Genomic DNA, 11,040 nt, shown 5'->3' with positions numbered 1-11,040 from the left:
GTGTGGGCAACACGCCGCTTAGTCCGATCCAGATGGCGGCAAGCTCGGTCTGGAAAGCCGTGCTGGCCTCAAAGGCAAACTCCACGGACGGTGTGGCTATGGCGATGCCGATAGTCCGGCACGAGACTAAACCCCAGTCGGCGACTGATCCAAGCCCCATGCGCGAACACGGAGAAGCTGTGTATGCCTGACCACACCTCGAATTTAGTGCCCTGCTGTGTCACCGATATCGGCCCAGGCCGCATCTGGTGGGAGTGGCGTCAGGGGCATTGGATTATCGCTGCAAAACCTGCCTCTGCGCCAGAGCAGAAACGCCACGACGCTATCCGCCACGGGTAGATGTGCCCATCCGCTTAACCCGGAAAGAGTTTTTGCGCTTCTGAGGCAACAGCAGAAAGCTGGAGGGGCGCTAGAGCATCGGACGCTTTGTCAGACCCGCTCGATCCCTACCCTCGATCCCTACCTCTGCCCAGCGGAGAGGGGCAGGGCATAAATCCGCCTTTTCGTCCGATGCTCTAAGCCCCTCCGTGACGATCATGCTTCTACCGAGCGTATTTGAACTCGGGAGCCGCCTTTAGCTGATCCTTGGTCATGGTCGTTGTGAGCATCGCATGATCGGGGGTCGAGCGGTTCGCGGCAGCAGCGGTCCGGTCCGTCGCCACTGTGCCGGTGGTGGTCGGCGCAGTCGGGCTGACGGTGCCTGGAGCCGCTGGAGCCGTTGCTGTGGCCGGGGCTCGCGGAGCCGCCGGGGCATTCGGGTCGGTCGCCACTGTGCGGCCATCGGCAGGGGCGGTGGTGGCCACGGCCAGAGGCTCGGTTACGAACTTGATCTGGTCGAACGGGATGGCCACGTCCTGTTCGCCGAGCCCGAGGAACCCCCCGCCGCCCACCACCACGGCTTGGATTTTGCCATTGCTGTCCACGATCAGCTCGCTGATGTCGCCAATCTTCTCATTGTCCTGGCTGTAGACGTTCAGGCCGTCGAGCTTGGAGGCCCGCCATTGCCCCGGCTGCTCCTGGGTCATCCAGTTGCCCGTGTTCATCGCGCCTGACACTGGGGCCGTTGTGGATGTTGCGGGCGGATTGGTTTGGGCCAGAGCCGGGACTGCGATCAGGGTTGTACCAAGAAGAACTAACGCAAGATGCTTTGCAGCCATGTGTTCCTCCATCGTCCTGTCCGCGCTATGCGGCGCATACAATAATAATAGGAAGCTAAGCCCTTCGTTCGGCTGAACTTTCTTTCTTCGGAGGGAGGAACTGGCCCAGGTGGAGCAGTATTGCCTTCGAGAGCATGTTTTCTCCCGAACCTTGAACCCCGTCCCAGAGCGGGGTTTTTGGTGGCGGCGCTCGGTCAGTCTTGACGCAAATCATGGCAAAGCTCTCCAACCATTGTTGCTTAGCGGCCATGTCCCCGCTTTGCCAGACCAGCGCACAGGATTGAGCACCACGCTTGCCTTATCACCCGCGTAGGCTGACAATCGGCTCTTGAGAGCCACCGCAGCACAGCCGTCTGTCGCGGCTCCCGTGACGGAGGCGCAGATGTCGCTGTCCCGAACCTTCAGCGACTTGGCCGAACATGTGGCGCATGCGACCGGCAAGCCGATCACCTTCGCCCTGTGTGTGATCGTGGTGTTGCTTTGGGCTGTGACTGGGCCAATCTTCCAGTTCTCTGATGCGTGGCAGCTTGCCATCAACACTGGCACCACTATCGTGACGTTCCTGATGGTGTTCCTGATCCAGAACACCCAGAACCGCGACGGAGCAGCGGTTCAGACCAAGCTCGACGAATTGATCCGGACCAGTGCCGCTCAGAACAAATACATTGGCATCGAGCATCTCACCGAAGAGGAACTGGACGAGCTTCGCAAACGCTGTGAGGCACGGGCCAAGAAACTGAAGGGCGCAATTCAAGCTGCCGATGTGGCAGAAGGGGCAGTGAACCAGAAAGCCGCCCAGGCGGCTGATGAGGCCACCAGCGGCCTGCTGCCATTCAAGCCTCGCAAGTGAGAGCCGATCCAGAACAGCGCGGCGAACAGACCGTCGCGATTGCCAATTCTTCACAAGGCTGAGCACAGGAGAGGGAGATGGCCGATACAACGGTGACCAAGGTGAGCAGCGCTCATTCGCCGACTGGCAGTCAAGGCGAGGTGTATCTTGCGTCTGGCAAGCGAGTATCGATGCGGCTCTGGCGCGGCGAGGAGCCCACGCAGGACAAACCCAAGCACAGGCATGAGTATGAGGTGGTTGGGTATGTGATTGCAGGCAGGGCGGAACTGGAGATCGAGGGGCAAACTGTGCGGCTGGAACCGGGAGACTCCTGGGTCGTGCCCGCAGGGTCTGAGCATACCTACCGTATTTTGGAGACGTTCACCGCAGTCGAAGCGACTGCTCCTCCTGCTCAGGTGCATGGCCGCGAAAAGGCGTAGCGTCTCGCTGGCGACCGCCACGGTCGGTCCTGAAACCATGTGGTTTGGACCGGCCTCAGCGGGCGTCCCTGAATTCAAGAATCGTCCGCAACTCATCCTTGGTGATGCTCATCGTGAGAACGGCATGATTGGGAGCAGAGCCGTTCCTGGGAGCCGCTTGTGCCCGTCCTACAGCAACGCGCCCGGCATCGGATAATGATTCGCGATGAGAAGCACTTCTGGAACAAAGACATAGCATCGGCGCACTGACTCTGTCAGAACCGCCATTGCTCTAGTGCGCCAGGGGCAGGTGGGTTATTCGTCCCCACGTTCGAGGAGGCAGGACTGGCAGAGCCTGCTGGCACTGCCGCCGTTCTGGCTGCCGCCGGGGAGGCGACGGTGTCGCCTCCAGGGCTGATTCCGGCCAGTCGGGCCTCGCCCGTTGTTCTGCCCGACGTGTTGCCGCGTGGTTCGTTGACGATCTTGATCTGGTTGAACGGAACGGCAATGTTGCGTTGGCCCAGGCCCAAGTAGCCACCAACCCTGATCACCACCGCCTGAATTGTGCCGCTGCCATCAAGGATCAGGTCACGGATGTCGCCGATCTTGTCGCCGTTGTTGCTGCTGTAGACATCCAGTCCCTCCAGCTTCGAGGTTGGCCACTGATCCGGCTGCATCTCGGCGATCCATCCACCCGCATCGGCCTGCGGGGAAGGCGCTGTGGGCTGGCTCGGTTGCGCCAGAACGGGGATTGTACCCGCGGCAGCCCCAAGCAGGGGCCGCAGCAAATGATGGAAGCGCATGGCGCTCTCCAGAAGTTGCAGGCACCACGCTCTGGAACGAAGGTACGGCAGCACAGAGCCAAATCCTCGATGTCGCTCCTCGCCAGCACATTCGGTTGGTGCTCATACCCGAAACTGTCGCGACACAGATCAAAGTCACATAACAGGCGCGGTTCCAAGGGCCAAGCCCGCCGATGAGGGCGCAAGAGGCGAAAGCGTGACAGGTGGAGAAGAAGTGTCAAGGCATGAGCGTGTTAGCTCCTCATGTCACGCCTGCTCGTGCAGGGTGGCGAGTTGCAAAACCAAGATGCCCCGCCAGAGCGGGGCATCGTAGCTGCTTTGGATCGCATAAAGTGTAGTATCCTGGACTTGATTTGACGGACAGTGTCAGCGTGAGTTGCACTCTGGCAGCCTGAATGATGGCTTGGGTTTCCGGCGAGCCCTCAAGCCCTGCGCCTGCGGCGCACCGCAGAGCGGCTGCGGGGCTTGACCGCGCGCCTCGCCCAAGCTGAGAGCCACCATGCCGGAATGGTCGGTTCTGAACTCAGCTACCTCGTGTAAAACACGACTGGGTCCGACACTGTCTGACAGGTCAAATCCTGACTTTCACACATGTAAAGGTATGGCTACAAGTTACTTTGCCGGTACGGACGCAGCCTTCTGAGCCGCTGCATCAGCCTCGTGCTTCAGCTTGTCGACAGCCTGAGTGCGTCTGGCCTCAAGCTCCTTTTGGCGATCAGCCTCAGCCTCAGCCTTTGTCCTGTCCTCGTACATATATGATCCGCGATAGTGGCACATGCTGTCCTCCATCCATGCAGAACAAAGGTTAACGCGATCCAGATACCGCAGTTGCGTCGGTGCTTGCCCTTCCGACCGAATTTGCAGGGTGAGGCCCAGTGTCTTGCCCAGCCAAGGTGCCCCCCCCCACACATCCTGGCCAGGATAGATTAAGGGTGTGAATCGGCACCGAAGCTTTGACCCTTCTCAAGGGAAACGCAATGCCTTGGTTTAGCGGCACAAAGCGAAAGTCCGGCGGGGCACGATCGGCGCCGATGATGACCCCGCCGACGCTACGACTCCGCTTGCAAAATCATGTGCCTAGCTACAGACGGCTCAAGGATCCGTATTCGATGCGGATTCACAGACATGCTGTATTGATAGTGTCCTAAGAGCAGTGGCTTTACGTATGCAGGGGGTCACAGTTATAGCTCAAGTAGACAACGGATATGTTCGAGGCCCGGGCCAGATCGAGAGCCCTTTGACACGCCTTCTCCAGGTCACTGTGCGTATATTCACTGCAGACATCGCAACCGCTCCCACTTATGCGGTATCGGTCACCAATGGCCGGCTCACGAAATCTTTCGATGAGAAGGTACTTGCTTGGTTCTTTCGGTTTGTAGCAGTCAGACAGCTGCTTGATTTCAGGCATGGGTCCCTCCTCGGCAGCTCAGAAGGCTCAAGTATCGCTCTATCTCACAGACTCCGATAGCCCCTCCTCTGCTTGGAGAGCATGAGGCAAGGTGGAGCAGCAAAGTGGCCGATGGCCCCGGCTTCCTTCGCACTGCTGTGGATCGGGCTTGGCTGCCGCTCCCGGAGAGGCTCCTTTTACTGGCTGCTCCATAGATCCTTATGCGTTCCAGATTGGGCTGACCCAACCTGGCCGACCCGGCAGCCATCCTGAGCGTTGTTCCAAGAAGCAGCCGCTTGCAGGCACATGGACCTCAAGTGGTGCAATGAAAGCCTACGCCATGAAGCCGATGAACGAGAGCCATTTCGCAGTCTTACGCCGGCATATGGTCGAGATGATTGCTATCCACGCTGATCTGGCCAGGGATGACATCGGCAAGGCGATGTTGGATGAGCGGGTGATGGCCGCCATGCGCAAGGTGCCACGGCATCTCTTTGTCCCGGTACCTCTTGCTCCTTACGCCTATCAGGACACGCCCCTGCCCATCGGCTTTGACAAGACGATCTCGCAGCCCTTTATCGTGGCGCTGATGACCGATTTGTTGTCCCCACAATCGGACGAGAGGGTGCTCGAGGTCGGAACCGGACTCGGATATCAGACGGCGGTTCTGGCGGAACTGGCTGATCGGGTCTGGAGCATCGAGATTGTCGAGGAGTTTGCCAGCGCTGCACGCAGTCTCCTTCGCCACCTCGGCGATGCCAGGATCCAGATCCGAGAGGGAGACGGGTCCCGCGGCTGGTCCAAGCATAGCCCGTTCGACAAGATCCTGGTGACTGCTGCGGCTGACACGACGCCTGCTGCTCTGCTTGACCAACTCAAGCCCGGCGGGCGCTTGGTGATGCCACTGGGCCCAGAGGAGATGCAGCGCCTCACAATGATTGAGAAGGATGCCACTGGTCAGACGAGAGTTCATGAGTTCCTGCCTGTCCGGTTCAGCCGGCTGGAGACGATCATGTGAGGCAGCCGATACGCGGGGGCCGCGCATGGCAAACTGATGTCATGCGTCATTGCCTTGGACGCCAATCCTACGTGTCTCGACCGAATACCGCCTCTTGGTAAGTCCAACACGAAAGGAGACCGTCTGCTTCAGGTGGAAGAACCAGTCTTCCTAACGAATAGGTAAATGTCCTGGTTGACCTGAAGGACCTTTGGCTCGAGTTCGATCGACAGCGCCGGGTTAGCGGACTATAGTCAAACCCGAGCGACAATGGAGGCAGGCTATGAAGCTGTCTCTTGCGATGGCACTCTTGTTTGCGGTTACGATCAGCGTGGAGGCCGCCCCTCAGGCGAAGAAGAATGCCGAAACCGCCAAGATCGCCCAAATGGTCACCGTCTCCGGTGAGTGCACCAAGCTGGTTCACGCAGGTCTTGCGGTAGAGGGCTGCAAGGATCTCCTGGTGAACATGAACTACAGCACCGGGGTGAGTTCGTACTGGTTTATGACCGAGAGCACCATTCTGTCATTTTCTGGCGATGGCTCCCGGCGGATTGACCAAGACCCGGCTATTGTGGTCCAGGCGATCGAGAAGGTTATTCTGGCAGCGACGACTGCGGCTCCCCACCGCAAAGAGGGCAAGGAGGATCCCGCGGTGGGCTTCTGCCGCTTTGTCGACCCCAACTTAATGGGCTCTACGATCGAGTGTGTGGCCCACACCCAAGTGGGCCGCTACGAGGGAGCGTTTACCACCGATGGAAATCCGCCACAGCTCGAAGCATTCCAAATCGCGCAATGATTGTTGTCCATTCCAGCTCCTGCTTCACAGGCCGGGTTGACCGCCCCCTGCCCGGAGCCGTCAGAAAACGCCTTTGGATTCAATCCTGCCGCGATCTCATGCGGTGAACAGGCGTCAGTGGCTTGGATCTCGGCCGTTATCAGCCCCAATGCCGATGCACAGACGCATTCAACAAGCGCGTTGAACAAGACCGGCTGGCCAAGCAGCCGACATGCCGCTCGTGCCATCTCGCCAATTCGCCCCGTTGCCGCTATGTTTGCCAAGACCGTCCAGAGGCCACAGGCGCCGAACCATGCCAGCCGGCCTGACGACCACTCTTTCGCACGCACGCCATCTCTCCCGTGGCGCCCTGGTGGTCCTGCTGTGCGGAGCGCCAGCCCATGCGCAAACTCCGGTCACCTCTTCCAGACCCTTTGCCGGCTTTGCCGGATCGTGGTCAGGCAGCGGCACGGTAGCTCTGTCGAGCGGCACCACCGAGCGCCTCCGTTGCCAAGCCACGTACGAGGTGGCGTCCACCGGCACCAACCTTCGGCAGAACCTTCGCTGCACGAGCGACAGCTACAATTTCGAGCTCAGGACGGACATCACCGCCGAGGGAGGACGTGTCGCTGGCCTTTGGATGGAAACCACGCGCAATCTGCAAGGAAGGATCTCCGGCCGGATCTCGGCCGGCCGGATCGATGCTGTCGTAGACGGGCCTGGCTTCTCAGCTGGGATCGCCATGGCCCCTCAAGGCACGCGACAGGCAGTGAGTATCCGTTCCCAAGGCACCGAATTGTCACAGGTGTCGGTGACCATGACCCGGGCGCGGTAGACGGAAATGGTTGATGGTCTCAGGAGGTTTGCGAAGACGAAACCATGGAGACGCAGGCGCGGTATTCCCTCATTGGACTGTTCACACTCTGTGTCATCGCGGCGGCCTTTGGCTTTGTGTACTGGCTTCGCGGCACCGGCGGGTTCGGTGAGCGTGAAACCTATCGGGTCGTGTTCGAGAGCCCCGTCACGGGGGTGCTGCCGGGCTCGCCGGTCTTGTTCAACGGCATTGCGGTCGGGGATGTCACTGAGCTTCGGCTCAACCCGGATGATCCCAACCAGGTGATCGCCACGCTCTCCCTTGACCGCAGCACGCCCATCAGGAGCGACACTCAGGCCGGCCTCGTGTCCCAAGGCCTCATGGGTGCGCCGTCGATCGCCCTCCAAGGCGGCACGCCCGCCGCGCCGCCTCCCAGTGCAAGAGGTGGGACACCTGTTCTGAAGGCTGATCCGGTTGCGAGCCAGGACTTGAGCCAAGCGGCACGGGAGGCCTTGCGGCGCCTTGACGCCCTCCTCGCGGACAATGCGGAACCGCTGCACGGCATTCTGGCCAATCTAAGCACCTTCTCGGAGGCGCTCGCGCGCAATTCTGGCCGCCTCGACCAAATCCTTGAAGCCCTTGAGCGCCTCGGCGGCGGAGCGCCCGCCAAGGCACCGGCCAGGATCTATGACCTATCGGCGCCGCATGCCTTCCCACCCAACGACAAGATTGCGAGCGGTCAGCTGGTCATTCCTGAGCCGAGCGCGCTCGTCCTGTTCGACACACAAAAGATCCTCGTGCGGCCGCAGGTGGAAGAAAGGGCCGCGTTCGACGCACAATGGAGCGACAGCCTGCCGAAGCTCGTGCAAGCCAAGATCATCCAGAGCTTCGAGAACGCAAACTATCCGCAGGCCGTCGCGCGCCCCACGGAAGGTCTCACGGCTGACTACCAGCTCCTGATCGACATCCGCAGCTTTCAGGTAATGCTTCTCCCTGGACCGAGGGCCGATGTGGAGTTTTCGGCGAAGATCCTGGCCGGAGACGGTCGGATCGTCGGCGCACACATTGTGCATGCGAGTGTTCCGGTTCAGGCCACGGATGCGGCAGCGGCGGTGGCAGGCCTCAATGAGGCCTTCGGCGAGGCTGCGACCGAACTGGTGCTCTGGGTATCAAGCCTTATCTGATGGGCCTGGTCAGAAGCGGCACTATCAGTCCCTCGGCCAACACTACCCGGCGCCTGTCCCCTCCAGCAAAGCGACGAGGGCGATGTGAGAGCCATTGACGCCGAGCCGGCGCCGCAGATGCGGGGATCGATGACATAAGATGTAGTTTTGAGCATTTAATTTGAGAATATGCATCTGAATTGAGAACTTCTGGTGCTTTTGACATTTCTTTCGAGACAATCCTCTCCCAACGTGGACCTCGCATTTAGAGCTGGAGGCCGCGATGACGTGGAGGCTTGGTTCCTTGGGGAGCGGCTGCTGGGCGAGTGGTCCGCCATCGTATTCGGATGCGCAGAACCACCCCGGCGCTCTAGCCGCCATGGCTCAGGCAGGTTTGGCCGGTGGGGTGCCGTGGAACCGCCACATCTCGACAGCCGCCAAGGCCGCGACCAGCCCACCAAGGACCACATGGGTCACAGCAGCGGTGGTTACGTCCGTAAAGCCGAAGAGCCAGGGAGAGGCAACGAGGCAGAGCCCAACCGCAAGATCGACCCACTCGTGCCATTCCGCCCGCTGGCTCAGGGCAGCGGCCGAGATGACCGCAATGACAAGCCCACCCGTTCCGGCCGTCCAGCTGGCGCTTCGAGTGGTTGCAAACCCGAGCAACCAGGGGCACAGCAGCAGGGTCAGACCTAGGATCGCAGTAGCGCCGTTGAGGATATTGTCGTCGCGTTCAGTCAGCGCGCGCATGGCGGACCTCCTCTCAAGGTCCAAGCCCCCAGCAGCGGCGCATCGTCATGCCATCGGACCCGTCGTCACCGCTGAGATCTTCACTGGGTCGTCTATTCATTTTACGCCCGAGGCTGACGGCATGCATCAACAATCCAGCGGTGGGCCGTCCGCATTCAGCCCTGCGCAATATCACCCTTGAATAGCTCGCCGACCTGCCTTTTGAACGCGGGTCTATGCCGACCCAGCAGCCTTCCAGCGACACTATACGTCCCCTCAAGACGTCGGTACCTGGTCCGGCGGCGGAAGCCGGCAGTCCGCTGTCATTCGGCCTGGAACCCAGCCCCGTTTCTTGCTCGGCCTCACGTCTGAGGTGCTTTCGGTCGTTTACGCAGACCTGGAGGGACACGGTCGGCACGGCACAAGGTCCAGGTTCATAACGGCCGTATCGGAATTGCTGTTGACCGAGGGGTGCCGAGGACCACCGTTGAGCCCGCTACTGGCGCTTGAAAGCCCTGGTCAACTCAGGAGGAAGTCGGATGCCGATCTACATCACACGCGACCGCTATTCGGCAGAGTCCATCAGGAATCTCGTCGCCAACGCAGATCAGGCTCCGGCAGGTTAACGCGCTCGAAGCTCTGACGGTGTCAGAGTGTTATCTGCGTGCTCGAGTAAATGGGTGAGCGCGTTGATGTGAAGGGGACTTCCTGCTCCAGTCATCCGGATCCAGCCGGGAGGGTCGCTTGCCGGGAAGCTCTGGTCAGAGTCGCGGTCGACCGGATCATAGCTCTCACCGGGGGCGTGTGCGGCCAAGGTCGTGACGATGTCGATCCCCGAGGTGAGCATGCCAACCAGCGGGCACATGTCTGCAACTTTGAGGAGGAGGTCACGTTGGGTATCCGAAAGTGGCCCGACAAGATCAACGCTTCGCTCGATGCGGTCGGAGATCTTTCCCGACGGTTGCCCGTCCGCACCTCTCGGGTGAGTTTGAGAATGGGTGAGGCGCACAACGACTTGTTCGAGAGGCCAGGCCTTACGCCGAGCGAAGGCTCCCACGATCATTGACGTACACGCCCCGAGCGCCGCCAGAAGGTACTGATAGGGATCAGGGCCGGCGGCTTGTCCGCCAGCGCCCAAGGGCTGATCGGCGTGCAGGGTATGGTCACCGACGAAGATCACTTGTCCGAATGCAGTATGCTCCAAGTTCGTGACGATGGCTGTATTGCTGCTGCCTTCTGCCTCGCGCTCGAGAGGGCCGAGTGGAGTGATCTGCATCTGCGATCTCCTTCAATGCGAACGCATCACTTCGATACTTTCTAACTGTGAGCGATCTCGACAACATGCCTGATTAAAGCACTATACCACTTCTCGCAGTCGCGGGCCCGCGTTTGGGCAACCGCTGCAAGAGATCGCTGGCAGCCGCTGGTCTCGGCCAAGAAGCGCCCCAGTCTCAGGACGTGATCGAGATGTTGGGCCGGGACCGGCCGGCGCATAGTGAGCGCGGCCCTCTGTGCATGAGCTTGCACCAATCCACCTGCCTCGCAATGCCCGCACCTACGCGAGTTTCAGTCATCAGCTCCGGCCGGGTCGCCAGATCGACACGATGGTCCAGAGGCTTCAGTAAGCCTGTGCACGGATATGAGGGTCTGCCTTGGTTAGGCCTGAGACGTCAGCCCCGTCCTACCTGTCGATAGGCCGCGAGATACTCAGGGACGATCGTCTCGAGCGCTTGGGGCTTGACACCAAGGTCACCAAGCGTCGGCTCGGAGCCGCTGACCACCTTGTCGGTCCTCAGCAGCCGGACCTGATCGCGGGTGAGCGGCGCATCAGGGAACACCTGCAGCAGCCCGCCCAACAACTCGGCCGCCCAGAACGGCAGGAGCACCAGCAGCGGCCGGGCGCTGATGGTCGCGCAGACAAACTCAAGCAGCTCTTTGAAGGTATAGACCCGGGGGCCGCCGAATTC

10 protein-coding genes and 1 pseudogene are annotated in these 11,040 nt (G+C 60.6%); 6 read left to right on the top strand and 5 right to left on the bottom strand.

Features of this window, described 5'->3' with window-relative positions:
• Nucleotides 1-542: 542 nt before the first annotated feature.
• Nucleotides 543-1,157: a PRC-barrel domain-containing protein gene (locus DDF70_RS33390; RefSeq protein ID WP_114948882.1), complete on the bottom strand. Its 615-nt coding sequence runs from the start codon at nt 1,155-1,157 to the stop codon at nt 543-545.
• Between the two features lie 382 nt (nt 1,158-1,539).
• On the opposite strand from DDF70_RS33390, the gene DDF70_RS33385 reads away from it, so the two are divergent.
• Both DDF70_RS33385 and DDF70_RS33380 read left to right on the top strand, forming a co-directional pair.
• On the top strand, nt 1,540-2,007 hold the full coding sequence (locus DDF70_RS33385; RefSeq protein WP_114948881.1) for a low affinity iron permease family protein: 468 nt from the start codon (nt 1,540-1,542) through the stop codon (nt 2,005-2,007).
• Between the two features lie 77 nt (nt 2,008-2,084).
• A complete protein-coding gene (locus tag DDF70_RS33380) occupies nt 2,085-2,426 on the top strand; it encodes a cupin domain-containing protein (RefSeq protein WP_114948880.1) in 342 nt (113 codons plus the stop codon).
• 254 nt (nt 2,427-2,680) lie between these two features.
• Here the strand turns inward: DDF70_RS33380 and DDF70_RS33375 are convergent, their stop codons facing one another.
• Complete coding sequence (locus DDF70_RS33375) at nt 2,681-3,208, bottom strand: PRC-barrel domain-containing protein (protein ID WP_114948879.1); 528 nt, start codon at nt 3,206-3,208, stop codon at nt 2,681-2,683.
• Between the two features lie 1,727 nt (nt 3,209-4,935).
• Between DDF70_RS33375 and DDF70_RS33365 the strand changes: the two genes are divergently transcribed.
• From DDF70_RS33365 to DDF70_RS33350, 4 genes are all read left to right on the top strand, one after another.
• Entirely contained in the window at nt 4,936-5,613 is a 678-nt protein-coding gene (locus DDF70_RS33365; protein ID WP_114948877.1) for a protein-L-isoaspartate(D-aspartate) O-methyltransferase, read from the top strand.
• 262 nt (nt 5,614-5,875) lie between these two features.
• On the top strand, nt 5,876-6,388 hold the full coding sequence (locus tag DDF70_RS33360) for a hypothetical protein (RefSeq protein WP_114948876.1): 513 nt from the start codon (nt 5,876-5,878) through the stop codon (nt 6,386-6,388).
• Between the two features lie 292 nt (nt 6,389-6,680).
• Nucleotides 6,681-7,202 carry a hypothetical protein gene (locus DDF70_RS33355; protein WP_245435750.1) on the top strand — a complete coding sequence of 174 codons (522 nt, stop codon included), beginning with the start codon at nt 6,681-6,683 and terminating at the stop codon, nt 7,200-7,202.
• Nucleotides 7,203-7,246: 44 nt separating this feature from the next.
• On the top strand, nt 7,247-8,365 hold the full coding sequence (locus DDF70_RS33350) for an ABC-type transport auxiliary lipoprotein family protein (protein WP_114948875.1): 1,119 nt from the start codon (nt 7,247-7,249) through the stop codon (nt 8,363-8,365).
• Between the two features lie 363 nt (nt 8,366-8,728).
• Here DDF70_RS33350 and DDF70_RS33345 read toward each other — a convergent pair whose 3' ends face one another.
• From DDF70_RS33345 to DDF70_RS37260, 3 genes and pseudogenes are all read right to left on the bottom strand, one after another.
• Nucleotides 8,729-9,094 carry an SPW repeat protein gene (locus DDF70_RS33345; protein WP_114948874.1) on the bottom strand — a complete coding sequence of 122 codons (366 nt, stop codon included), beginning with the start codon at nt 9,092-9,094 and terminating at the stop codon, nt 8,729-8,731.
• A gap of 601 nt (nt 9,095-9,695) precedes the next feature.
• Nucleotides 9,696-10,349: an OsmC family protein gene (locus DDF70_RS33340; RefSeq protein ID WP_114948873.1), complete on the bottom strand. Its 654-nt coding sequence runs from the start codon at nt 10,347-10,349 to the stop codon at nt 9,696-9,698.
• 394 nt (nt 10,350-10,743) lie between these two features.
• Nucleotides 10,744-11,040, bottom strand: a pseudogene (locus DDF70_RS37260) (complex I NDUFA9 subunit family protein); the annotation flags it as partial.

Source organism: Microvirga calopogonii (assembly GCF_003347665.1).
In the GTDB taxonomy this organism is placed as follows: Bacteria; Pseudomonadota; Alphaproteobacteria; order Rhizobiales; family Beijerinckiaceae; genus Microvirga; species Microvirga calopogonii.
This window is presented reverse-complemented; position numbering and strand designations above follow the sequence as displayed.

Coding starts and splice junctions, on each gene's coding strand:
- DDF70_RS33345 (WP_114948874.1), bottom strand. CDS start 9,094: ATGCGCGCGCTGACTGAACGCGACGACAATATCCTCAACGGCGCTACT.
- DDF70_RS33375 (WP_114948879.1), bottom strand. CDS start 3,208: ATGCGCTTCCATCATTTGCTGCGGCCCCTGCTTGGGGCTGCCGCGGGT.
- DDF70_RS33385 (WP_114948881.1), top strand. CDS start 1,540: ATGTCGCTGTCCCGAACCTTCAGCGACTTGGCCGAACATGTGGCGCAT.
- DDF70_RS33340 (WP_114948873.1), bottom strand. CDS start 10,349: ATGCAGATCACTCCACTCGGCCCTCTCGAGCGCGAGGCAGAAGGCAGC.
- DDF70_RS33390 (WP_114948882.1), bottom strand. CDS start 1,157: ATGGCTGCAAAGCATCTTGCGTTAGTTCTTCTTGGTACAACCCTGATC.
- DDF70_RS33355 (WP_245435750.1), top strand. CDS start 6,681: ATGCCAGCCGGCCTGACGACCACTCTTTCGCACGCACGCCATCTCTCC.
- DDF70_RS33360 (WP_114948876.1), top strand. CDS start 5,876: ATGAAGCTGTCTCTTGCGATGGCACTCTTGTTTGCGGTTACGATCAGC.
- DDF70_RS33380 (WP_114948880.1), top strand. CDS start 2,085: ATGGCCGATACAACGGTGACCAAGGTGAGCAGCGCTCATTCGCCGACT.
- DDF70_RS33350 (WP_114948875.1), top strand. CDS start 7,247: ATGGAGACGCAGGCGCGGTATTCCCTCATTGGACTGTTCACACTCTGT.
- DDF70_RS33365 (WP_114948877.1), top strand. CDS start 4,936: ATGAAGCCGATGAACGAGAGCCATTTCGCAGTCTTACGCCGGCATATG.